A 22,121-nucleotide genomic window follows, 5' to 3' on the forward strand; every position below is an offset into this window, starting at 1 on the left:
GCCCGTGACGGGAGTCACGTACGAGTGATAAGTTCGGTTGCAGGTATCGCAGGCAGCGGTCCGACGGCTGAAGGAGAGCCCCCTCCATGAGTCCGTTTCCCAGCTCCGCCCCCCGTACGGATGACTGGCGTCATCTGCGGCTGACGACGGACGACGGAGTCGCCACCGTCACCCTCGCCCGCCCCGAGAAACTCAACGCGCTCACCTTCGGTGCCTATGCCGACCTGCGCGACCTGCTTGCCGAACTGTCCCGCGAACGCACCGTGCGCGCGCTGGTGCTCGCGGGGGAGGGCCGCGGATTCTGCTCGGGCGGAGATGTCGACGACATCATCGGCGCGACACTCGCCATGGACACCGCCCAGCTCCTCGATTTCAACCGCATGACCGGGCAGGTGGTGCGGGCCCTTCGTGAAACCCCCTTCCCCGTCATCGCCGCCGTACACGGCGTGGCCGCAGGTGCCGGCGCGGTTCTCGCACTGGCCGCCGATTTCCGGATCGCGGACCCGTCCGCCCGCTTCGCCTTCCTCTTCACCAAGGTCGGTCTCTCCGGCGGCGACATGGGCGCCGCCTACCTGCTTCCGCGCGTCGTCGGCCTCGGTCACGCCACCCGGCTGCTGATGCTCGGCGAACCGGTCCGCGCGCCCGAAGCGGAACGCATCGGACTGATCAGCGAGCTGACCGAGGAAGGCCAGGCGGATGTGCGCGCGGCGGCGCTCGCCCGCCGCCTCGCCGACGGACCGGCCCTCGCCCTCGCCCAGACCAAGGCACTGCTCACCGCCGAACTCGACATGCCGCTCGCCGCCGCGGTCGAGATGGACGCCGCGACCCAGGCCCTGCTGATGCACGGCGACGACTACGCCGAATTCCATGCCGCCTTCACCGAGAAGCGGCCACCGAAGTGGCAAGGCCGGTAGCGCGATGCCGCCCGACACCAGCGCCGCCGGCTCGGGACCGTCCGCCGCGACGGCGCCCGGCGCGATTCCATCCGCCCTGACGGTTACGGCGCCCGGCGCGATCCCGCCCGCCGCGACGGTGCCCGGCGCGCGTCCCTCCGCCACGAAGCCGACCGGTGTGAAACGGATCGCGGTCATCGGCGGCGGACCCGGTGGGCTCTACGCCGCGGCCCTGCTCAAGCGGCTCGATCCGGAACGCGACATCACCGTCTGGGAGCGCAACGCACCCGACGACACCTTCGGCTTCGGCGTCGTCCTCTCCGACGAGACCCTCGGCGGCATCGAGCACGCCGACCCCGTCGTGTACCGGGCGCTCCAGGACGAATTCGTACGGTGGGACGACATCGACATCGTCCACCGAGGCGTGACCCAGACCTCCGGCGGCCACGGCTTCGCGGCGCTGGGCCGGCGCAGGCTCCTGGAGATCCTGCACGACCGCTGCGAGTCCCTCGGCGTACGCCTCCGCTTCCGCACCGTGGCCCCGCCGGCCGCCGAGCTGGCCGCCGCCCACGACCTGGTGATCGCCGCCGACGGAGTGCACAGCCTCACCCGCGCCGCGCACGCCGACACCTTCGGCCCCCGCCTCACCGACCACCGCTGCCGCTACATCTGGCTCGCCGCCGACTTCGCCCTCGACGCCTTCCGCTTCGAGATCGCCGAGACCGCGTACGGGGTGATGCAGCTGCACGGCTATCCCTTCTCGGCCGACGCCTCCACCGTCATCGTCGAGATGCGCGAAGAGGTCTGGCGGGCCGCCGGATTCGACACCTGCGACGTGGAGCACTCGACCGTACGCTGCGCCAAGATCTTCACCGAGGCGCTCGGTGGCCGGCCGCTGCGCTCCAACAACTCCTCCTGGCTCACCTTCCGCACCGTCGTCAACGCCCGCTGGTCGCACGGCAACACGGTCCTCATCGGCGACGCCGCCCACACCGCGCACTTCTCCATCGGCTCCGGCACCAAACTCGCCGTCGAGGACGCCCTCGCGCTCGCCGCCTGCATCGAGGAACAGCCCGACCTGCCCGCCGCGCTGTCCGCGTACGAGACCGAGCGCCGGCCGGTCGTCGAATCGACCCAGCGAGCCGCCGCGGCCAGCCTGCGCTGGTTCGAGGAGCTCGGCACCTACGTCGACCAGCCGCCCCGCCAGTTCGCCTTCAACCTCCTCACCCGCAGCCGCCGCGTCACCCACGACAACCTGCGGCTGCGCGACGCCTCCTTCACCGCCGCCGTCGAGGAGGAGTTCGGCTGCGCCCCGGACACCCCGCCGATGTTCACCCCGCTGCGGTTGCGCGGCCTCGAACTCCGCAACCGCGTCGTCGTCTCACCCATGGACATGTACGCGGCCATCGACGGCGTCCCCGGCGACTTCCACCTCGTCCACCTGGGCGCACGCGCACTCGGTGGCGCCGGGCTCGTCATGACGGAGATGGTGTGCGTCAGCGCCGAGGGCCGCATCACCCCCGGCTGCACCGGGCTCTACAGCCCCGAACAGGCCGCGGCCTGGACCCGGATCACCGACTTCGTCCACGCGAGCGCGCCCGGAACGGCCATCGGCGTCCAGCTCGGCCACTCCGGACGCAAGGGATCCACCAAACTCATGTGGGAGGGCATCGACCAGCCCCTCGACCACGGCAACTGGCCGCTCACCGCCGCCTCCCCGATCCCGTACGCGGACGGCGTCAACCAGGTCCCGCACGCCCTGGACCGGGCCGGACTCGACGCCGTACGCGAACAGTTCGCGGTGGCGGCCCGCCGTGCCGATCACTGCGGCTTCGACCTGCTGGAACTCCACTGCGCCCATGGCTACCTGCTGTCCGGCTTCCTCTCGCCGCTCACCAACCGCCGCACCGACCGGTACGGCGGATCGCTGGACAACCGGCTCCGCTTCCCCCTGGAAGTCTTCGACGCGGTCCGCGCCGACTGGCCCGACGACCGGCCCATGACCGTCCGCATCTCCGCCACGGACTGGGCCGAGGGCGGCACGACCGCCGAGGACGCCGTCGAGATCGCCCGTGCCTTCGTCGCCCACGGCGCCGATGCCATCGACGTCTCCACCGGCCAGGTCGTCCCCGACGAGCGCCCCGAGTACGGCCGCTCGTACCAGACCCCGTACGCGGACCGGATCCGCAACACGCTGTGCGTGCCGGTCATCGCGGTCGGCGCGATCTCGTCCTGGGACGACGTCAATTCACTGCTGCTCGCGGGCCGGGCCGACCTCTGCGCCCTGGCCCGCCCCCATCTCTACGACCCGCACTGGACGCTGCACGCGGCGGCCGACCAGGGCTACAGCGGTCCGGGCGCGCCCTGGCCGCTCCCGTACCGCGCGGGCAGCCGCACCCCGCCGACGGGCCGCACGGACGCACCGAAGCCCCGGCTCACCCTGGGGTGACGGGCTCCTCCGCCACGCTGATCAGCAGCCGGTCCGAGACCGCCCGGAAGCCGATGCGCCGGTACACGCCGTTGCTGGTCGGGTTCGCGAGGTCGGTGAAGAGCAGCACCTCCTGCGCGCCCGCCTCCCGCGCCGCCCGGCTGATCTCCGCGGTCACCGCGGCCGCGTACCCCCGGCCGCGGTGCTCGGGAGGTGTGTAGACCGCCGCGACCCGCACCGTGCCCGCGATCTGCGGTGAGACGCCGGCCATTGACACCGGCACGCCGTCGACCTCCCAGAGGGTCAGCCTGCCGGACGCCGTCCGCTCGTCCAGGATCCGTTCGGCATGGGTGCCGGGCTGGCCGACCTGATCGGCGAAGGCGAGATGCCAGCGCACCAGCAGTTCCCGGTCGGCAGTGGTGGCGGCCCTGGGCCGGCCCGAAGGGGCGGGGGAGGGCGGGATCAGCGTCCCCAGCCGGTAGAGCCGCTGCTCCTGGTCGACCCGGTGGCCAGGCCAGTTGGCGGCCAGCGCCTGGGCGGTGGCCCGGTCCGCGTTGATCCCGGTCAGGGGGAGCGCGGCGGCCAGCGGGGCGACCGCCTCCGGCGCGACGGTTCCCAGCAGCGCCGGATACGGCGGGGTCTGCACCAGCGTCCCCGCGACCTCTCCGTCCGCCCCGCGCCACCAGCCCAGCAGCGGGGCGGCGTCTCCGTAGGCGTGCGGGCCGCTGCTGCGCAGGGTCGCGGTCACGGTCAGAACCAGGGTGTTCTCGGCGGGCCGGGCGGCCAGCGAGGCGCCGGCCGCGTCGAGGAAGGCGTTGACGTCATCGGTGAAGGTCCAGGTCATGCCTCATCCTGCCGGGTGCGGATGGCGCGAAGCACCCGCATTTCCGGTCACTCGTCCCGCAGCCGGAAGCGCTGCAGCTTCCCGGTGGCGGTCCGGGGCAGTGCGGGCAGGAACTCGACGACGCGCGGGCACTTGTGCGGGGCCAGCTCGCCCTTCATGTACGTACGCAGCTCGTCGGCCGACAGTTCCGCGCCTTCACGCAGCACCACGTACGCCACCACGATCCGGCCGCGCAGCTCGTCGGCCCGCCCCACCACCGCGGCCTCGGCCACCGCGGGGTGACGCAACACGGCGTCCTCGACCTCGGGGCCCGCGATGTTGTAGCCGGAGGAGATGATCATGTCGTCGGCGCGGGCGACGTAACGGAAGTAGCCGTCCGGATCGCGCACATACGTGTCACCGGTGATGTTCCAGCCGTGCGCCACGTAGTCACGCTGGCGTTCGTCGGCGAGATAGCGGCAGCCGATCGGACCGCGTACGGCGAGGAGTCCGGGCTCCCCGTCCGGCATCTGCCGGCCCTCGCCGTCCACCACCCGGGCCTGCCAGCCGGGCACCGGAACTCCGGTGGTGCCGGGGCGGATCGCGTCGTCGGCGGCGGAGATGAAGATGTGCAGCAGTTCGGTGGCGCCGATGCCGTTGATGATGCGCAGACCCGTCCGCTCGTACCAGGACCGCCAGGTGGCCACCGGGAGGTTCTCGCCGGCCGAGACACAGCGCCGCAGCGCGGTCAGATCGTGCTCGTCGACGCGGTCGAGCATCACGCGGTACGCGGTCGGCGCCGTGAACAGCACCGACACCCGGTGGGCGGCGAGCGCGGGCAACAGCTGCACCGGGCCGGACTGTTCGAGCAGCAGGGAACTGGCACCGGCCCGCAGCGGGAAGACCACCAGACCGCCGAGCCCGAAGGTGAAGCCGAGCGGTGGACTGCCCGCGAACACGTCGTCGGGCGTCGGGCGCAGGACATGGCGCGAGAACGTGTCGGCGATGGCGAGCACGTCCCGGTGGAAGTGCATACAGCCCTTCGGCCGCCCGGTCGTGCCCGAGGTGAACGCGATCAGTGCGACATCGTCCGCCGCCGTGTCCACCGGCAGGTACGGCCCCCGCTCGGCCTCGGTCAGCCGCAGCAGATCGTCCGGGGCTTCACCCCCGTACGCCGTGATCCGCAGTCCCGGCACCTGAGCCTTCACCAGATCGTCGGTCGCCCGGATGTCGCACAGCGCATGGCTCACCCGGGCGATCGAGCAGATGGTGGCGAGCTCGGCGGACCGCTGCTGGGCCAGCACCGTGACGGCGATCGCGCCCGCCTTCAGCACCGCGAGCCAGCAGGCGGCCAGCTGGGGCGTGGTGGGGCCGCGCAACAGGACGCGGTTGCCGGGGACGACCCCCAGATCCGACGTGAGGACATGGGCGATCCGGTCCACCCGGTCCCGCAGTTCCCCGTAGCTCCACACTCCGCCGTCCGCAGTACGGAAGGCGGGGCGGTCGGGGCCGAAGCGCTCGGCCGTACGGTCCAGCAGCTCCGCCGCGCAGTTGAGGCGGGCCGGGTAGTTCAGTTCGGGCAGGTCGAAGAGCAGTTCCGGCCACTGGTCCGGAGGTGGCAGGTGCTCCCTGGCGAAGCTGTCGAGGTGCGCTGAGGTCTTCGGGTCCATCACGGATCGCCCCCTTGTCGCCTCCGGAGCGTATCGTTTGGGTGACGGTAGTCAACGGTCCGCGATAAGACGAGAAAAACGAGATGCGCCCGCCGGGTGCCTCGGACACCGACAAGAGAGGCGCCGGTATGACGGTATTCTCGCTCGATCCGGCACAAACCGCCTGGTGCGAGGAGCTGAGAGTCCTTGCCGAGCAGCAATTGCGCCCCCTCGCCGAAAAGGGCGACCCGGGCCACGTCAACCGCCCCCTGATCACCGCACTCGGCGAGTCGGGTCTCCTCGACCGGCTGCTGAACTCCGGCGCCCTCGACCTCTGCCTGCTCCGCGAGTCCCTGGCCCGCGGCTGCACGGAGGCCGAGACCGCACTGGCCCTCCAGGGCCTCGGCACCCACCCCGTGATCCGGGCGGGAACCCCGGCCCTCCGCGAGCGCTGGCTCCCCGAAGTGCGCGCCGGCCGCGCCGTCGCCGCCTTCGCACTCAGCGAACCGGGCGCGGGCTCCGACGCGGCGGCCCTCGCCCTGAACGCCGAACGCGCCCCCGACGGCTGGCGCCTGACCGGCGAGAAGTGCTGGATCTCCAACGCACCCGAGGCCGACTTCTACACCGTCTTCGCGCGTACGACCCAGGGCGCCGGATCCCGTGGCGTCACCGCGTTCCTGGTCCCCGCCGACCGCCCCGGACTGACCGGCACCGCCCTCGACATGCTCTCGCCGCACCCCATCGGGGCCCTGGTCTTCGACGGTGTCCCGGTCACCGCCGACGATGTGCTCGGCGAACCGGACCGCGGCTTCCGGGTCGCCATGGACACCCTCAACCTGTTCCGCCCCAGCGTCGGCGCGTTCGCCGTCGGCATGGCCCGCGCCGCCCTCGACGCCACGGTGGCGCACACCGCCGGACGCACCGCCTTCGGCGGCCCGCTGAAGGACCTTCAGGCCGTCTCCCACCAGGTCGCCGAGATGGCCACCCGTACCGAAGCCGCCCGGCTGCTGGTGTACGCGGCCGCCGCCGCGTACGACGCGGGCGAGCCCGGCGTACCGCGCCGCGCGGCCATGGCGAAGCTGTACGCCACCGAGACCGCGCAGTACGTCGTCGACACCGCCGTCCAACTGCACGGCGCCCGCGCCCTGCGCCGCGGCCACCTCCTCGAACACCTGTACAGAGAGGTCCGCGCCCCACGGATCTACGAGGGCGCCAGCGAGGTCCAGCGCACGATCATCGCCAAGGAGCTGTACGCGAACCGGGAGGCGTCCGCATGAGTCCGCTCCACCGGATCAACCCCGCCGAGCTGTCGCCGCCCACCGGCTTCTCGCACGCCGTCACCGCCATCGGCGGCCAACTGGTCTTCCTGGCCGGGCAGACCGCCCTCGACCAGGACGGCAAGGTCGTCGGCGCGGGCCTGCCCGAGCAGTTCGCGACGGCGCTCACCAATCTGCTCACCGCGCTGCGCGCGGCGGGCGGCGCCCCGGCGGACCTGGCCCGGGTCACCGTGTACGCCACCGATGTGGCCGACTACCGCACTCATGCCGGGGAACTGGGCCGGATCTGGCGGCAGTTGGCGGGCCGCGACTATCCGGCCATGGCGGTCATCGGGGTGGCGAGGCTCTGGGACGAGCAGGCACTGGTCGAGATCGACGGGGTGGCGGTGCTGCCGTGAACGCGCCGGGCGGGCCGGGCACCGTGTGCCCGGCCCGCCCGGCGACGCGCGGATCGGCGCGGATCAGTACGGCTTCACCAGCACATGCGCCGCGCCCGGAATGCCGATCTTCAGCAGCTCGTCCTCCTCGGGCGTGGTCTCGCGGCCGGTCTCCTGCTTGAGCACCGCACGCGACATGGCCTGCACCCACATGGCCCGGGGGCGGCGGCGCGCCTCCCACGCTTCGAGGGCCGCTGCCACATCGGCCTCGGCGTCCAGCGACTCGGCGAGCACCAGCGCGTCCTCGACGGCCATCGCCGCACCCTGCGCGATGTGCGGGGTGGAGGCGTGTGCGGCGTCACCCGCCAGCACCACCCGGCCGACGTGCCACGGCTCGTCGACCGTCACCTGGGAGATCCGCGAGTACACCACCGCGGACGGGTCGGTGACGGTGGCGAGCGCCTCGGCGACCGGCCCGGAGAACATCGCCAGCCGCTCCGTGAGCTGCTCGTGGGCCCGCTCCGGGTCCGGCCGGAAGTCCTCGGACTCGGCGAACACCGCGCCCAGGTACATCAGTTCCTCGGTGATCGGGGTGAGCAGTGCCTTCGCGGCCCGGCCCGCGGTGCCCATCACCACACCCCGCACCCGGGGCTGACGGTCCACCGTCACCCGCCAGTTGGCGAATCCGGTGTACTCGGGGACGTAACGGTCCCCGTACAGCCGGGTGCGCAGCGGCGAACCGATGCCGTCGAAGCCGACCACCAGGTCCCAGCGCCCGGTGGAGCCGTCGGAGAGGGTGACGTCCACGCCGGAGCCGTCGTCGGCCAGCTCCGTGATGGTCGTGCCGAAGCGGATCACGGCCCCGGCGGCCACGGCGGCGGCGTTCAGTATCTGAGCGAGGGCGGGGCGCGGGATGCCGTTGTTCGAGGGGACGTCGTCCATCCTCGGCTGCGGAATCTCGGCGAGCGTGTTGCCGGCCGGGTCGGCGATGGTCAGGATCTCCCACTCGAAGCCCGCCTTGAGGCAGTCGTCGAGCACCCCGATCTCCCGCATGACGTGAAGGGCGTTGGACGGCTGGATGATGCCGACGCCGAGCGCTTCCAGCTCGTCGCGGAGCTCGGCGACCTCGACGGTGTGGCCGCGCCGGGCCAGCGCGGTGGCGAGGGTGAGCCCGCCGATGCCGCCGCCGTGAACCAGGACGCGCAGGGGTGATGCCATCTCAGATCTCTCCAGAGCGAGAAAGGTGCAAGAAGGTAGGGGGAGTGAGAGGAGCGCACGGTCAGCCGGCCGCGACGGGCACGCTCATCAGGTGGTCCACCAGGGCCAGCAGCACGTCCCGGCCGAACGGCCGCTCGCGCACGTCGCCGATCAGCATCGGGACCTGCGGATCGAGGTCGAGAGCTGCTCTGATCTCGTCCGGTGTACGGGTGTTGTGACCGTGGAAGCAGTTGATCGCGACCACGAACGGGATGTCCCGGCTCTCATAGAAGTCGATCGATGCGAAACTGGTCTCCAGCCTGCGGGTGTCGGCGATCACGACACCGCCGAGCGCCCCGTTGACCAGGTCGTTCCACATGAACCAGAAGCGTTCCTGGCCGGGGGTGCCGAAGAGGTAGACCACCACCTCGGAACTGACCGTGATCCGCCCGAAGTCCAGGGCCACGGTGGTCGTGTCCTTCCCGCCGACCCCGGCCAGGTCGTCGACACCGATGCTGGCCTTGGTCAGGTACTCCTCGGTGCGCAGCGGGGCGACTTCGCTGACTGCTCCCACCAGGGTGGTCTTGCCGACGCCGAAACCGCCGGCGACGAGGATCTTGACGGCGGCGGGGGCCGCCTGACTGCTTGTCATGTTGGTTCAGAGTCTCCGGAGTCCGTCACGAACGGTGGCCAGCAGGCCCATCCGGGCCCCGCCGGCCGCCCGCGCCACCGAGAGCGGGGCACGGGCCAGCAGGAGGCCCTGGGCGACGAGGTCGGCCAGCAGGATCTTGGTCACCGACACCGGGAGGCCGAGGCCGGACGCGACCTCGGCGACCGCGGACGGGCGGCGGCAGCGCGCAAGGATCAGCCGGTGCTCCGGCTGGAGCCTTCCCGGCAGGATCGGCGTACCGTGCTCGTCCCGCGGGTCCTGCGCGGTCGTCAGTACCGTGATGAGGGTCAAGTCGTCCCGCTCGGGAGCGGTCCGGCCCCGGGTGATGGTGTACGGGCGCACCATCGAGCCCGCCCCGTCCTCCTCGGCCTCCTCCTCCCAGTGCGGGGTCACGCGCGTGGCCCGTTGCCGGATCCGAAGGCGTCGAACTCACCACGGGCCGGGGTGCCGAGCTTCTGGCCGACCTGCTGGACGAGGTTGTGCATGGCGAGTGACATGATCTCGGCGTCCACCTCCTGGGAGGCGATCACGGCCAGGTGGGTGCCCTGGGCGGCCGAGATGATGAAGAGCCAGAGGTCGGCGAGTTCGACGATCACCTGGTGGACGCCGCCGCCGTCGAAGAGCTGCCCGACGCCGCGGGCCAGGCTCTGCTGACCGGTGCAGATGGCGGCCAGCCGCTCGGCGTCGGCACGGTCGATGGTGCGCGAGTGGCTCACCACCAGACCGTCGTCGGAGAGCAGCACGGCGTTCCGGGTCTCGGCCACCGAGTCCACCAGACCGTCGAGCAGCCAGTCGAGATCCTGGTGAGTGGCGGTTGTGCGTGTCATGACCGTTCTTCTCTCGTAGGGAGGGGGGTGGCGGGTGGAGCGGGCTGCGTCGTCGTCCCGTCGGTCGCGCGGGCCGCGCGGGAGCGGCGCTGGAACGCTCCGATCGCCGCTCCGGCCCGGCGCGGGGCCGGTCGCGGCTGTGGGTTCTCGGACGGGCCCGGCGGCGTGGCCGCGGCGGGCCGGGCGGCCGGGTCGATCCGCAGCTCGTCCACCAGGCTGGCCTGTCGTACCCGGCGCGGCAGCGGTGGCTCCGCACCGGGCGCGGGAAGGGCGGGCCGGCCGGACCCGCTCTCCGGGCGCAGGGCGTCCGGTTCCGGCGGCGCCGGATGGTCGGGCACGGACACCGGCAGCTGCGCGGGGCGGGCGACGTCCGGCCCGGACTGCCGGGGCCCGGGGATCGGGAGGCGGGGACGGTCCGTCCCGGCGCCCGAGGGGTACGGAGCGGCGTGCGGCTGCTGGGGAGCCGGGTACGGCTCCTCGGGCATCGCGTACGTCTCCTGCGGCATCGGGTACGGCGGCTGGTCCACGGGGTACTGGCCGGCCGCCGTCATGTACGGCTGTTCGGCCGCGTTGTACGGGGTCTCGTGTGCCGTGCGGTGCGCGGTGGGCGCCGCAGGTGCGGGCGGTGCGTTGTACGGGTCGGTGGGCGTCCCGTACGGCTCGTCCTGAGCCGGGACCGGGTTCTCCGGCGCCGCGTACGGCTGCTCCGGGGTGGCGTAGGGCGCTCCCGCCGCGTTCAGCGCGGTGACTCCGGCCAGTGCCTGTCCCTGGACGCGGGTCGGCAGCGCGTCACCCGGTACTTGGGCCGCCGCAGGGGCGGCGGGTACGGGAGCGGAGGAGGGCACGCCGACCGGGCCGGACTGCGGCTCGGAGACGATGAGCTCGTCGGGGACGAGCACGACCACCCGCGTACCGCCGTACGGCGAGGAACGGAACTCCACCCGCAGGCCGTGCTGGTCCGCGAGCCGTGCGATCACGTACAGACCGAGCCGGATGTCGTCGGAGTGGGCGAGCACGTCCATCCGGGGCGGCCGGACCATCAGCTCGTTGGCCGCGGCCAGCTGGTCCTCCTCCATCCCCAGGCCCCGGTCCTCGACCTCGATGGCCAGACCGCGCCTCACCTTGGCGGCTCTGACCTCGACCGGGGAGGGCGGCCGGGAGAAGCTGAGCGCGTTCTCCATGAGCTCGGCCAGCACGTGCGAGACCGGTCCGACGGCCCGCTCCGACAGCCAGGGGCTGCCGTCCAGGTCCAGCACCACACGCCGGTAGTCCTGCACCTCGCCCTGGGCGGAACGCATCACGTCCAGCAGCGGAACCGGCTTGCGCCAGCGCCGGTGCGGGGAGCCGCCCGCGAGGATCACCAGGTTCTCCTCGTACCGCCGCAGCCGGGCGGTGAGGTGGTCGAGGTCGAAGAGGCCGTCCAGCACCTCGGGGTCCTCGTGCTTGCGCTCCAGCTCGTCCAGCTTCTTCAGCTGCTGGCCGATCAACTGCTGGGTGCGGCGCGCGATGCGCTGGAGCAGCCGCTCGAATCCGCGGTGCTGATCGGCCTGTTTGACGGCCGCTGCCAGCGCACTGGTGCGTGCCAGGTTGAGCGCGTCGCCGAGCTGGGTCAGCTCGTCGCCCTTGTCGCCCTTGTCGTCGCGCTCGATGGCGCGGGCCTCGGCCTCGACATCGATGCGCTCGCCCTTGCCCAGCCGCTCGACAACGTCGGGCAGCGCCTTTTCCAGCTCCTCGGCCCGCTCCTGCAGCCTGCCGATGCGGCGGCGGAGGTTACGGGTGAGGCGCCAGGTGGTCCAGATGACCGCGATCACGGCCACCAGACCGACCACCGTGGTCAGCACCATCTTGAACAGCAGTGACAGCACACTGCCTTTGCCCTCCTCGACCACGAGAGCGGTGCGGTGCTCCAGCAGCTTCTCGATCTGCGGAGAGAGCTCGTCCATCGCGCCGCGCCAGGTCTTCTCGTCGGCGCCGACCGCGACGAAGCCCGCGACGTCGGCATCGGCCGGCCGCAGCACCTCGTTCTCCACCCGCGTCTTGGTCTTCCAGGCCGGACTGCGGGTGATCTCCTCCCACATGGCCCTCTCGTCCGACGGCAGGTAGGGGACGACCTTGGTGGAGTACTGGAGCGGCTGTCCGGACACGGCCTCCCGGACCTGTCGCAGGTCCTCGCTGCTCAGCTTCCCCGCGGACCAGCCGCGTGCCAGCAGCGCGTCCGAACGGGAGATCATCTCCTTGGTCCAGAACAGGTCGACGAGCGGCTGCGAGAGCGTGGTGATCCGGCCGTTGTCGACATGGCTGAGCGCGGTGAAGAGTTCGAGGTCGACCGCGATCAGGTCCGTGTAGTAGCCGTACACGACTTTCTGCTGATCGGCGCCGCCCTCGTCCACGAGGGTGCGCTGGGCGGGCAGTCGGTTGATCGCCTCACGGGCCGTGCCGACCGCGTCGCGGACCTCGGCGGGGGCGTCGCCGGTCGCCACGTCGGAGAGCGACTGAAAGCTCTTGATCGCCTCGTCGGTCTTCTTGCGCTGCTGCTCCAGCGCATCGGTCGAGCCCTTGTGCCGGGCGAGCGCCTCGGCGCTGAGCCGGCGCTCCTCCTGCAGGTTGTAATAGACGATGTTGGACGGCTGGCCCGCCTTCTGGGCCAACTGTCCCTGGGCTGCCTGGCGTTGGAAGTCCAGCAGGGTCTGGCCGCTGGTGACGGCCCAGAGGGCGGCCAGGGCTACGCCGGGGACGATGGCCAGTACGAGCAGGGCTGTCCGCAACGACATGGTGGTCGATTGGGTCCGCCGTGAGGCGCGCGTGCGCAGGGCGTGCTCCTTGACGATGATGCCAGCCTCACGACTGGTCAAATCCGTTGAGAACTTCGACAGATCGATATTAGTCACACTGCAAAAAAGAAGAGAAAGCGGGCTCACAAGTGCATCGCTGATCACACACAACTCCGCCACGGCGGTCCGGAGTGCCTGATCGGGACCGGGACGGGCCGGTTCGAGCAGCGGGCCGGTGATCACGGGGGATGTTGGGGGTCCGTACGGAGTCATGAACCGACCCGGAAAGGTCACCGGTGGCCTCCGATCAGCCCCCAGTGACCCGCGGACCCGGGTGATGCCGTGCGGCTGCGGGCGCACCGGAATCACGCCGTACCGCGATCACAGCGGGGTCTGCGGCGAGCACGGGTGAACGGCGGCGCGGGTCTGCGGCGAGCACAGGTGAACGCAGCACGCCGGGCGGAGCGCGGCGCGCCGTACGGGTGAAGCGCGATCAGGGATATATCTGTATTTAGTGCCCTTTGCCTGTAATGCCTCATCCGGGCCCCGGACCCCCGCTCCCCGCGGGCACGGGACGCCCCTCGGGGCCGTATGACCGCGCTCATCGTCTGCCACTTCGTCCTGGCCGCCTGCGCGCGACCGCTGGTACGAGCGCTGGGCACGCGCGCCTTCGTCGTGCTGGCGCTGCCACCGGCCGCCGCCACCGTGTGGGCGGCCACGCAGTGGAACACCGCCGCCTCCGGCGGCTCGGTCAGCTGGTCGTGGCGGTGGATGCCGGCGTACGACGTCACCGTCGATCTGAGGCTCGACGCGCTCGCTGAGCTCATGGTGCTGCTCGCGGCCGGAATCGGCACGCTCGTCCTGCTCTACTGCGCCTCGTACTTCACCGACGGAACCCCACAACTGGCCGGCTTCGCCGGGAACCTCCTCGCGTTCGCGGGTGCCATGCTCGCCCTGGTCCTCGCCGACGACCTGATCTCGCTCTATGTGTTCTGGGAGCTGACCACGGTCTTCTCGTACCTGCTGATCGGGTACGACAGCGAGCGGAAACACAGCCGTCGCTGCGCGCTCCAGGCGCTCACCGTGACCACACTCGGTGGCCTCGCGATGTTCGTCGGCTTCCTGATGATCGGTCAGTCGGCGGGCACGTACCGGATCTCCGCCATCCTCGCCGACCCGCCCCCGACGAGCCTCGCCGTCTCGGTCGCCGTGGTGCTGATCCTGTGCGGGGCGCTGTCGAAGTCGGCGATCTGGCCGTTCAGCCTCTGGCTGCCGAACGCCATGGCCGCACCCACCCCCGTCAGCGCCTATCTGCACGCCGCCGCGATGGTGAAGGCCGGTGTCTACCTGGTTGCCCGGCTCGCCCCCGGTTTCGCCGACGTGCCGGTCTGGCGGCCCGTCGTGATCGTCCTCGGGGCCGCGACCATGCTGCTCGGCGGCTGGCGGGCGCTGCGCCTGAACGACCTGAAGCTCGTCCTCGCCTACGGCACCGTCAGCCAGCTCGGCTTCCTCACCCTGCTCGCCGGGGTCGGCAACCGGGACACGGCGCTGGCCGCCGCCGTCATGATCCTGGGCCACGCCCTGTTCAAGGCGCCGCTGTTCCTCGTCACCGGCATCGTCGACCACGCGGCCGGCACCCGTGATCTGCGCGGACTCTCCGGCGTCGGACGGGCGCTGCCGCACGTCTGCGCGGTCGCGGTTCTCGCCGCCGCGTCCATGGCGGCCCTGCCCCCGCTGCTCGGCTTCGCCGCGAAGGAGGCCGCGTTCGAGGCGCTGCTGCACGGTGACACCGCCGACCGCTGGGCACTGGGCGTCACGGTGGCGGGCTCGGCGCTGACCGTCGCGTACACCGTGCGGTTCGTCTGGGGCGCCTTCGCCCGTAAGCCCGAGGTCGAGGACACCCCGGTCCACCGGGTCGGCGCGTGGTTCCTCGCGCCGCCCGCCGTGCTCGCGGTCTGCGGGCTGGTGCTCGGACCCGGCGTCGGCTGGACGGACCGGCTGCTCGGCGCGTACGCGGACGCGTTCCCCCCGTCCGCGCATCCCTACCACCTCGCGCTCTGGCACGGATTCGGGACCGCCCTGCTGCTCTCGGCCGCCGCTCTGGCGGGCGGCGTGCTGCTCTTCGCCGCCCGCACCACCGTCACCCGGCTGTCCCGGCGGATCGCCTGGCCCACCGCCGACAGCGTCTTCGGACATCTGCTGCTCGGCCTGGAACGGCTCTCCCTCCAGCTCACCGGCTTCGTCCAGCGCGGCTCGCTCTCCATGTACCTCGCTACCACCCTGCTCGTGATGCTGGCCGGCCAGCTCACCGTCCTCGGCGTGGACAGACCCTGGCACGGGGCGGCCGCCCCGAAGATCTGGGACTTCCCGCTGCAGGGCGCCGTCGCCGTGCTGACCTGCGCGGCCGCCCTGCTCTGTCTCACCGTCAGCCGGCGGATGAAGGCCGTGGTCCTGGCCGGACTGACCGGATACGGCGCCGCACTGCTCTTCGTCGTCCAGGGCGGCCCGGACCTGGCGCTCACCCAGTTCTGCGTCGAGACCGTGTCGATGATCGTGTTCGTGCTGGTGCTGCGGCGGATGCCGGTGCACTTCCAGGAGTCGGTCGGCAGCTGGCGGCGTGCCGTACGCATTCCGGTCGCGCTGGCCGCGGCGGCGACGCTCGGCGTGGTGGTGTGGGTCGCGGCGGCTGCGCGTACGGCGAACCCGGCGGGCGCGGCCATGGTGGAGGAGACCGCCCGCCACGGGCTCAAGGACGTCGTGGCCACCATCCTGGTGGACCTGCGCGCCTGGGACACCATGGGGGAGTCCGCCGTGCTCGCCGCGGCGGCGATCGGCGTGACGAGCCTGATCTATCTGCACCGTCGCGCCGAGGACCCGTCGCTGCGGGAAGAGACGCGGGGACGTACCGCCTGGTCACTGACGGCCCCCGAGATGACGGGGCTTCCGCACGGAGACGAAGGGGCACCGGAGCGCGGCTGGCTCGCGGCCGGGTCCACGCTCGCCCCCGAGCACCGCTCGATCGTCTTCGAGGTCGTGGCCCGGCTGCTGTTCCACCCCGTTCTGGTGCTCTCGCTGTACCTGCTGTTCTGCGCCGAGAACATGCCGGGCGGCGGCTTCGTCGGCGGGCTCGTCGGCGGGCTCGCCCTGATCACCCGCTACCTGGCGGGCGGCCGCTTCGAACTCGCCGAGGCCGCACCCCTGCAACCCGGACTCTTCACCGGTCTGGGGCTGTTCATCTCCACGAGCGTCGCCCTGCTCGGCTTCACCGAGGGAACGGTCCTGGACGCCTGGACCCACCACGGCCGACTGCCCCTGATCGGCGCCTACCACCTGGGCACCCCGGTCCTCTTCGACTTCGGGGTCTATCTGCTGGTCCTGGGCGTGGTGCTGGACATCGTGCGCGCGCTCGGCGCCAAGATCGACCGGCAGATCGAGCGCGCGGCGTTCGAAAGGGCCGCCGCCGCGCGCACCGGCACCCCACCGGGAGCCGCACCCGGGACAGGAGGCCCCACCGGATGACGGTGAGCTTCTCGCTCCTGGCGACCGCCGCCGTGCTGTGCGCGGTCGGCGGCATCCTCATGCTCACCCGGCCCCTCACCCGCATCCTGCTCGGCGCGGTGATCGCGGGCAACGGCATCAATCTGCTCATCCTCGCCGCGACCGGAACGGCCGGCCGGGAAGCGCTCCTGTACGGCGTCCCGCTGCGGGAGGTCACCGACCCCCTGCCGCAGGCCATCGCGCTCACCGCGATCGTCATCACCCTCGCCACCACGGCGTTCCTCCTCGCCATGGCCTACCGCGGCCACCAGCTGACCGGCACCGACGAGGTCCACGACGACGACGAGGACCGGCGCATCGCACTGCGCACCGAGGTGCTGGGGAAGCGGGACGAACTGCGCGAACGCTACCGGGCCGCCCCGGACGTCACGGAGAAGGAACGCGCCCGGTACCGCGAGGAACGACGCCGCCTGCGGGCCAGACTGCGCGCCGACCGCGCCCTCCAGGCCCGGGGCCGGTACGCCACCGGGGACCTCTGGCACGACGTACTGGGCGCGGACCCCGAGGACTACGCCCAAAAACGGCCCCGTCCCGACACCGCCCCCGAGGACGACCCCCAGAAACGGCCCCACCCCCACGCCGACCCGGGAGACACCGGATGAACGCACTCGTCCCCCTGCCGGTGCTGCTGCCGCTCTGCGCCACCGGCCTGAGCCTCGCCGTCGGCACCCGGCTCAAGCAGATCCAGCGCCTCGTCAGCGTCGCCGTGCTCACCGCCGTGCTCGGGCTCTCCCTCACGCTGATGATCGTCGCCGACACCCGCGGCCCGCTCTCCGTCAACCTCGGCGACTTCGCGCCGCCGCTCGGCATCACCCTGGTCGCCGACCGGCTGTCCGGACTGATGCTGACCGTCTCCTCCGCCATCACGCTCTGCGTGCTCGTCTACTCCCTGGGCCAGGGCATGGCCGACCGGGACGAGGAAACACCCGTCGCGGTCTTCCACCCCGCCTATCTGATCCTGGTCGCCGGCGTCTCCTGCACCTTCCTCGCCGGTGACCTCGTCAACCTCTATGTCGGCTTCGAGATCATGCTCGTCGCCAGCTTCGTCCTGCTCACCCTCGGCGGCACCGGACCCCGCATCCGCGCGGGCTCCACGTACGTGATCATCTCGCTGTTCTCGTCGATGCTGTTCCTCACCGCCATCGCCATGACCTACGCGGCGACCGGCACCGCCAACTTCGCGCAACTGGCCGGCCGGCTCGCCGCGCTCCCGCTCGGGGTGCAGACCCTGATCCAGGCGATGCTGCTCACCGTCTTCGCCATCAAGGCCGCCGTCTTCCCGCTCGCCGCCTGGCTCCCCGACTCGTATCCGACCGCGCCCGCCCCCGTCACCGCGGTCTTCGCCGGTCTGCTCACCAAGGTCGGTGTGTACTCCATGCTGCGCACGGAGACGCTGCTCTTCCCCGGCAACCGGCTCGGCGACCTGCTGATGGCCGCCGCGCTCGCCTCGATGGTCGTCGGCATCCTCGGAGCCGTCGCCCAGACCGACCTGAAGCGGCTGCTGTCCTTCACACTCATCAGCCACATCGGCTACATGGTCTTCGGTATCGGCCTCGCCACCCGGGACGCGTACGGCGGCGCGATCGTCTACGTCGCCCACCACATCACCGTCCAGACCACGCTCTTCCTGGTGGCGGGGCTCATCGAACGCCGGGGCGGCACCAACGAACTCACCCGGATCGGCGGACTGGCCAAGGCATCCCCCCTGCTCGCCGTCCTGTTCTTCGTACCCGCCATGAACCTGGCCGGCATCCCGCCGCTGTCCGGCTTCATCGGCAAGCTCGGACTGATGCGGGCCGGCGTCGCCGACGGCAGCGTCTGGGCCTGGCTCCTGGTCACCGGATCGGCGGTGACCAGCCTCTTCACGCTGTACGTGATGGCCAAGGTCTGGAACCTGGCGTTCTGGCGGGCCGCGCCCCCGGGGCAGGCCGCGGCCGGCGCCGTCCTGGAGTCCGACTCCGAAGAGGACGACGACATCGACGAGGGCCCCGACCACATCCCCGGCAGCGGCGACGAACCGGTCCGCCCCCGCCACGAGCCCGCCGGGCTCGCGGTCGCGGCCACCCTGCACGGACACGCCGTCACCACCACCACGAAACTGCCGCTGCCGATGACCGCGGCCACCGCGGCAGCCGTCGTCCTCGGGCTCGCCTTCACCGTGTTCGCCGGACCGCTGACCTCCTACACCGACCGCGCGGCCGCCGAACTCCTCGCACGCACCCCCTATACGGAGGCGGTGCTCGGCCGGTGAAACGCATCGTCAAGCTGTCCTTCCGGAACAAGGACCTGCCCCCCTTCAGCTGCGAGTTCGGCGGGCGGGGACGCGTGCTCGACCTCCCGCTGATCGCCTGGCTCACCTTCATCTGGGTGCTGCTCTGGTCCAGCCTGAACTGGGCCAACGTACTGATCGGCGCGGTCGTCGCGGTCGCCGTCTGCCTGGCCTTCCCGCTGCCCCGGGTCGACCTCGGGCTCCGCCTGCACCCCTGGGGCATCCTGATGCTCGCCGGCTATCTGCTCTACGACATGTACACCTCGGGCGTACGGGTCACCCGGCAGATCTTCGTCGACCACCCGCACCGGGCCGCCGTCATCGCCGTACCGCTGCGCTGCCGCTCCGACCTGATGCTCGCGGCCACCGCCGTCGCCGTGTCGAACGTGCCCGGCGGATCGGTCGTCGAGGTACGCCGCGCCACGGCCACCGTCTTCGTGCACGTCCTCGACGCGGACAGACCCGCCGTACTCGATGCGGCGCGACGCTCCGTCTGGCGTATGGAGGAGCTGACCGTACGGGCCTTCGGCACACCCGACGAGATCGCCCGCGTCGCCGAACCGCCGTCGCCGACCGGGCACGGCAGGGGGGACAGCGCATGAGTGGGCCGGAGAACGTCGACCAGGCGCTGCTCACCGCGGCTGTCGTCGTGATCGTCATCGCCGGGGCGGGGCTCCTCACCCGGATCTGGCTGGGCCCCTCCATGCTGGACCGGGCCCTCTCACTCGATGTGTGTGCCGCCCTCATCATCGCGGGCCTGGGCGCCAAGTGCGCCTTCGCGCGCGAGCCGTTCTACTTCCCGATCATGCTGGTGCTGGCCTTCCTCGGGTTCACGGGGTCGGTCGGAATCGCCCGCTTCATCGCCACGCGCGACCGGCCGGTACCGCGACGGGAAGCGGGCGGAACCGGTGGCGAGGGACGCACCGGACGCGAGGGACGCAACGGACGCGAGGGACGCGAGGGACGCGAGGGTACGGGCGGGACCGAGGGGGAAACACGGTGAACGTCTGGTTCCAGATCCTCGACACGGCCGGCGCGCTGCTGGTGTTCATCGGTGCGGCGATCTCCCTGCTCGGTGTGATCGGAATGCTGCGGCTGCCGGACGTGCTGTCCCGCAGCCACGCCGCCACGAAACCGCAGACCCTCGGCATGCTCCTGGTCCTCGCCGGGGTGGCCCTGCGGCTGCGCAGCGGCATGGATCTCGCCACCCTGGCGCTGATCGGCTTCTTCCAGCTGATGACCAGTCCGGTCGCCGCCCACCTGGTGGCGCGATCCGCCTACCGGACCGGCCAGATCGACCACAGGGAGCTGCTCCTCGACGAACTGGACGAGCAGTTGACCGAGAAGCACTGAGACCGGGGCCGCGCCGGGGACGACGGGCGGACTCCCCGCCCCGTTCTCCCACGCGCGGGCGGCGTCCGGGACTAGCCTCCGCATCATGCTGCGTATCACCGACACCCGCACCGGCCACCTCGTGGAAGTCCCCGCCGCGCCGCGCCACCTGCTGCGCAGCTGTGTCCATCTGCCGGCCCTCGTCACCGGCACCGGGATCGGCCCGGTACACCTGCGGGTGCCGCTGGTCGGTGACGTACTGGCGCGCACCGCGGAGCTGAACGGCCTCCAGGTCGTCACCGCCCTCACCACCCCGGAACTGACGCCCGATCAAGCCCGGGCGCTCGACCGCGTCATGGCGGTGCTCGGCATCCATCCACCCGCTGTCGTCGGAGCCCACCACCCGGACGCGGCACTCGGCGGCCCCGCCGACGTGCACGTGGTCGCCCAGGGCACCGACACCGGCGACGCCACGGGCGGGGGCCGGATCGAGGTGGGCCGGGTCAGCACGGTCCTGCTGGAGGAGGGCGTGCCCGACCCCGGTCACCTCCTCTCCCCGGACAGGCCCGATGTACGCGTGCCCGAGACCGCCGATCCCCTGGCCGTGCGGCTGCTGCTGCTCCACCGCCCGTACGCCATGCCGGTCACGGTCACCGGTGCGGCGCTGGCCGAGGCCCGGGGGACACTGCGGCAGTGGCGCCGGCAGGTCGCGGACTGGGCGCAGGAGCCGTCCCGGCCGATCCCCGCCGATCTGCTGCGGGAGTCGCACGCGGCGCTCGTCGAGGATCTCGACGTCACCGCCGTTCTCGATCTGCTGGCGGATGTGGCGGGACGGTCCGACGTGCCGCCCGGCGCCAAATTCGAGACCTTCGCCCATCTCGACCGCGTCCTCGGCCTGGACCTCGTCCGCGACGTCGGCCACCAGCACCGCCCGGACCGGCCGACACCCGGGTGAACAGCCGCGACCGGCGGTCTCGGCACCCCGGCCGGCCGGCATACCGATGGCCGGGACCAAGCGCAGGACCAAGCGCAGGACCACGTCCGGAGCCGTGCCCGGAGCCGTGCCCGCCCCAGCGCTTTGCGCGATCGGGGCGGGCACGGCTCGGTCGGCAGGTCAGTTCCTTCGTGCCGTGCCCGTGCCGAACAGCGCTTCGTAGCCGGGCGAGGCGTTCTGCTTGCCGGGTACGCCTCCGAGCACGGTGCCCTGGTTCACCAGCTCGACCGAGTCGGGTCCGACGCCGCTCTGCTCGGCGGTGAGCGCCAGTGTGATGGAGTTGTCGCCGTGCGGCTTCAGGAAGCCGGACGGGATGACGAACTCCTTCTGGGGACCGACATCGTTGATGTACTGGCCGGTGTTCCAGCCGTTGACGAAGACCTGGACGCGGTACTTGCCTGTGCTGCCTCGGCGTCGTTGATCCGCAGGCCGACCGCCGCGTCCGTACCCTGGGGCTGGTCGAGCCGGGCCGTGGTCCGGTACCACCGCGCACCCGGGCGCTCGCTCTTCAAGGAGTTCGTCCGCGGCCACGACGAGTCCGGTGCGCCCGGCAGATGCCAGCCCATGCGCTCCCCGTACAGGCCTCCGTTGTTGCAGAGCCCGCGAGCGGTGTCGACGGGCTTCGGCCCGCCGAGAGCGCCCTGAATCCGCCAGCCGACCCTGCCCGCGCCGGCGATGTCCACGTCGGCGAGGCCCGTCGGCCCTTGGACCGGCCGTCGGAACTCCAGTCCTCGTACTGGCCCATGTTCCGTACGAGTACGGCCAGTACGGCGGGCTTGCCCGGCTCCACCAGTCCCTCGGGGACGAGGTGGGTGGCGCTGCCGTCGCCCTGGGCGCCGAGATAGTGACCGTTCAGCCAGATGAGAGCGTGACCGGCCGTGCCGGTCTTCACCGTGACCTTGACGGTGCTGCCGGCGGCGGTCGGCGTGTAGTGCCCGCGGTACCAGGTGTCGCCCTCGTGGAATCCGTACACGAGACCGGTCGCCAGGCCGCCGTCGTGCGACGCGCGGGCGGCCGCGCAGCCGGTGGGAATGCTTCGTCATGAACGCCCTTTCG

At 71.8% G+C, this 22,121-nt stretch carries 21 protein-coding genes; 11 read left to right on the forward strand and 10 right to left on the reverse strand.

What is annotated here, in order from left to right; translation table 11 throughout:
• Positions 1–86: 86 nt before the first annotated feature.
• Positions 87–914: an enoyl-CoA hydratase family protein gene (locus OG936_RS28165; RefSeq protein ID WP_114247191.1), complete on the forward strand. Its 828-nt coding sequence runs from the start codon at positions 87–89 to the stop codon at positions 912–914.
• Positions 915–918: 4 nt separating this feature from the next.
• Complete coding sequence (locus tag OG936_RS28170; protein WP_406498422.1) at positions 919–3,342, forward strand: bifunctional salicylyl-CoA 5-hydroxylase/oxidoreductase; 2,424 nt, start codon at positions 919–921, stop codon at positions 3,340–3,342.
• Here OG936_RS28170 and OG936_RS28175 read toward each other — a convergent pair.
• Positions 3,329–4,165, reverse strand: coding sequence for a GNAT family N-acetyltransferase (locus OG936_RS28175; protein WP_406498424.1), 837 nt, complete (start codon positions 4,163–4,165; stop codon positions 3,329–3,331). The two genes, OG936_RS28170 and OG936_RS28175, sit on opposite strands and share 14 nt — an antisense overlap.
• Positions 4,166–4,212: 47 nt before the next feature.
• The gene (locus tag OG936_RS28180; protein ID WP_406498426.1) at positions 4,213–5,814 is read right to left on the reverse strand and encodes an AMP-binding protein; all 1,602 of its coding nucleotides are present in this window, start codon (positions 5,812–5,814) and stop codon (positions 4,213–4,215) included.
• 128 nt (positions 5,815–5,942) lie between these two features.
• Between OG936_RS28180 and OG936_RS28185 the strand changes: the two genes are divergently transcribed.
• Complete coding sequence (locus tag OG936_RS28185; RefSeq protein WP_406498428.1) at positions 5,943–7,070, forward strand: acyl-CoA dehydrogenase family protein; 1,128 nt, start codon at positions 5,943–5,945, stop codon at positions 7,068–7,070.
• Positions 7,067–7,468 (forward strand): RidA family protein, encoded by a 402-nt coding sequence (locus tag OG936_RS28190; protein WP_266749299.1) that lies wholly within the window; start codon positions 7,067–7,069, stop codon positions 7,466–7,468. Before OG936_RS28185 ends, OG936_RS28190 begins: the two co-directional genes overlap by 4 nt.
• 63 nt (positions 7,469–7,531) lie before the next feature.
• Here OG936_RS28190 and OG936_RS28195 read toward each other — a convergent pair whose 3' ends face one another.
• From OG936_RS28195 to OG936_RS28215, 5 genes are all read right to left on the reverse strand, one after another.
• Positions 7,532–8,665, reverse strand: a complete 1,134-nt coding sequence (locus OG936_RS28195; protein WP_406498430.1) for an FAD-dependent monooxygenase — start codon at positions 8,663–8,665, stop codon at positions 7,532–7,534.
• A gap of 61 nt (positions 8,666–8,726) precedes the next feature.
• Positions 8,727–9,296 carry an ATP/GTP-binding protein gene (locus tag OG936_RS28200; protein WP_383760608.1) on the reverse strand — a complete coding sequence of 190 codons (570 nt, stop codon included), beginning with the start codon at positions 9,294–9,296 and terminating at the stop codon, positions 8,727–8,729.
• 6 nt (positions 9,297–9,302) lie between these two features.
• Positions 9,303–9,707 (reverse strand): DUF742 domain-containing protein, encoded by a 405-nt coding sequence (locus OG936_RS28205; RefSeq protein ID WP_406498432.1) that lies wholly within the window; start codon positions 9,705–9,707, stop codon positions 9,303–9,305.
• A complete protein-coding gene (locus OG936_RS28210) occupies positions 9,704–10,141 on the reverse strand; it encodes a roadblock/LC7 domain-containing protein (RefSeq protein WP_383760606.1) in 438 nt (145 codons plus the stop codon). Before OG936_RS28210 ends, OG936_RS28205 begins: the two co-directional genes overlap by 4 nt.
• Positions 10,138–12,912 (reverse strand): nitrate- and nitrite sensing domain-containing protein, encoded by a 2,775-nt coding sequence (locus tag OG936_RS28215; RefSeq protein ID WP_406498434.1) that lies wholly within the window; start codon positions 12,910–12,912, stop codon positions 10,138–10,140. The genes OG936_RS28210 and OG936_RS28215 overlap by 4 nt, the downstream gene beginning before the upstream one ends.
• A gap of 591 nt (positions 12,913–13,503) precedes the next feature.
• Here OG936_RS28215 and OG936_RS28220 point away from each other — a divergent pair.
• From OG936_RS28220 to OG936_RS28250, 7 genes are all read left to right on the forward strand, one after another.
• Positions 13,504–16,431, forward strand: coding sequence for a Na+/H+ antiporter subunit A (locus OG936_RS28220; protein WP_406498435.1), 2,928 nt, complete (start codon positions 13,504–13,506; stop codon positions 16,429–16,431).
• Positions 16,428–17,072, forward strand: coding sequence for a Na(+)/H(+) antiporter subunit C (locus OG936_RS28225; protein ID WP_383760601.1), 645 nt, complete (start codon positions 16,428–16,430; stop codon positions 17,070–17,072). The genes OG936_RS28220 and OG936_RS28225 overlap by 4 nt, the downstream gene beginning before the upstream one ends.
• Positions 17,069–18,721, forward strand: coding sequence for a Na+/H+ antiporter subunit D (locus OG936_RS28230; protein WP_406498437.1), 1,653 nt, complete (start codon positions 17,069–17,071; stop codon positions 18,719–18,721). The genes OG936_RS28225 and OG936_RS28230 overlap by 4 nt, the downstream gene beginning before the upstream one ends.
• The gene (locus OG936_RS28235; protein ID WP_406498439.1) at positions 18,718–19,341 is read left to right on the forward strand and encodes a Na+/H+ antiporter subunit E; all 624 of its coding nucleotides are present in this window, start codon (positions 18,718–18,720) and stop codon (positions 19,339–19,341) included. The genes OG936_RS28230 and OG936_RS28235 overlap by 4 nt, the downstream gene beginning before the upstream one ends.
• Positions 19,338–19,742 carry a monovalent cation/H+ antiporter complex subunit F gene (locus tag OG936_RS28240; protein WP_406498440.1) on the forward strand — a complete coding sequence of 135 codons (405 nt, stop codon included), beginning with the start codon at positions 19,338–19,340 and terminating at the stop codon, positions 19,740–19,742. The genes OG936_RS28235 and OG936_RS28240 overlap by 4 nt, the downstream gene beginning before the upstream one ends.
• Positions 19,739–20,092, forward strand: a complete 354-nt coding sequence (gene mnhG / locus OG936_RS28245) for a monovalent cation/H(+) antiporter subunit G (protein ID WP_406498442.1) — start codon at positions 19,739–19,741, stop codon at positions 20,090–20,092. Before OG936_RS28240 ends, mnhG begins: the two co-directional genes overlap by 4 nt.
• 85 nt (positions 20,093–20,177) lie before the next feature.
• On the forward strand, positions 20,178–21,026 hold the full coding sequence (locus OG936_RS28250; RefSeq protein ID WP_406498444.1) for a hypothetical protein: 849 nt from the start codon (positions 20,178–20,180) through the stop codon (positions 21,024–21,026).
• A 159-nt stretch (positions 21,027–21,185) separates the two neighbouring features.
• Here the strand turns inward: OG936_RS28250 and OG936_RS28255 are convergent, their stop codons facing one another.
• The 3 genes from OG936_RS28255 to OG936_RS28265 are packed head-to-tail and all read right to left on the reverse strand — an operon-like array spanning position 21,186 to position 22,038.
• Complete coding sequence (locus tag OG936_RS28255; protein ID WP_406500641.1) at positions 21,186–21,413, reverse strand: hypothetical protein; 228 nt, start codon at positions 21,411–21,413, stop codon at positions 21,186–21,188.
• The gene (locus tag OG936_RS28260) at positions 21,362–21,631 is read right to left on the reverse strand and encodes a beta galactosidase jelly roll domain-containing protein (protein ID WP_406498446.1); all 270 of its coding nucleotides are present in this window, start codon (positions 21,629–21,631) and stop codon (positions 21,362–21,364) included. The genes OG936_RS28255 and OG936_RS28260 overlap by 52 nt, the downstream gene beginning before the upstream one ends.
• On the reverse strand, positions 21,574–22,038 hold the full coding sequence (locus tag OG936_RS28265) for a beta galactosidase jelly roll domain-containing protein (protein WP_406498448.1): 465 nt from the start codon (positions 22,036–22,038) through the stop codon (positions 21,574–21,576). The genes OG936_RS28260 and OG936_RS28265 overlap by 58 nt, the downstream gene beginning before the upstream one ends.
• Positions 22,039–22,121 lie beyond the last annotated feature (83 nt).

Origin of the sequence: Streptomyces sp. NBC_00846 (assembly GCF_045207325.1) — a bacterium.
Lineage (GTDB): Bacteria > Actinomycetota > Actinomycetes > Streptomycetales > Streptomycetaceae > Streptomyces.

What these genes read in the sequence shown, in the direction of transcription:
- OG936_RS28215 (WP_406498434.1), bottom strand. Translation starts at nt 12,912, where the DNA reads ATGTCGTTGCGGACAGCCCTGCTCGTACTGGCCATCGTCCCCGGCGTA.
- OG936_RS28260 (WP_406498446.1), bottom strand. Translation starts at nt 21,631, where the DNA reads ATGGGCTGGCATCTGCCGGGCGCACCGGACTCGTCGTGGCCGCGGACG.
- OG936_RS28180 (WP_406498426.1), bottom strand. Translation starts at nt 5,814, where the DNA reads ATGGACCCGAAGACCTCAGCGCACCTCGACAGCTTCGCCAGGGAGCAC.
- OG936_RS28210 (WP_383760606.1), bottom strand. Translation starts at nt 10,141, where the DNA reads ATGACACGCACAACCGCCACTCACCAGGATCTCGACTGGCTGCTCGAC.
- OG936_RS28170 (WP_406498422.1), top strand. Translation starts at nt 919, where the DNA reads ATGCCGCCCGACACCAGCGCCGCCGGCTCGGGACCGTCCGCCGCGACG.
- OG936_RS28230 (WP_406498437.1), top strand. Translation starts at nt 17,069, where the DNA reads ATGAACGCACTCGTCCCCCTGCCGGTGCTGCTGCCGCTCTGCGCCACC.
- OG936_RS28225 (WP_383760601.1), top strand. Translation starts at nt 16,428, where the DNA reads ATGACGGTGAGCTTCTCGCTCCTGGCGACCGCCGCCGTGCTGTGCGCG.
- OG936_RS28185 (WP_406498428.1), top strand. Translation starts at nt 5,943, where the DNA reads ATGACGGTATTCTCGCTCGATCCGGCACAAACCGCCTGGTGCGAGGAG.
- OG936_RS28175 (WP_406498424.1), bottom strand. Translation starts at nt 4,165, where the DNA reads ATGACCTGGACCTTCACCGATGACGTCAACGCCTTCCTCGACGCGGCC.
- OG936_RS28190 (WP_266749299.1), top strand. Translation starts at nt 7,067, where the DNA reads ATGAGTCCGCTCCACCGGATCAACCCCGCCGAGCTGTCGCCGCCCACC.
- OG936_RS28240 (WP_406498440.1), top strand. Translation starts at nt 19,338, where the DNA reads ATGAGTGGGCCGGAGAACGTCGACCAGGCGCTGCTCACCGCGGCTGTC.
- OG936_RS28220 (WP_406498435.1), top strand. Translation starts at nt 13,504, where the DNA reads ATGACCGCGCTCATCGTCTGCCACTTCGTCCTGGCCGCCTGCGCGCGA.
- OG936_RS28195 (WP_406498430.1), bottom strand. Translation starts at nt 8,665, where the DNA reads ATGGCATCACCCCTGCGCGTCCTGGTTCACGGCGGCGGCATCGGCGGG.
- OG936_RS28200 (WP_383760608.1), bottom strand. Translation starts at nt 9,296, where the DNA reads ATGACAAGCAGTCAGGCGGCCCCCGCCGCCGTCAAGATCCTCGTCGCC.
- OG936_RS28165 (WP_114247191.1), top strand. Translation starts at nt 87, where the DNA reads ATGAGTCCGTTTCCCAGCTCCGCCCCCCGTACGGATGACTGGCGTCAT.
- OG936_RS28250 (WP_406498444.1), top strand. Translation starts at nt 20,178, where the DNA reads ATGCTGCGTATCACCGACACCCGCACCGGCCACCTCGTGGAAGTCCCC.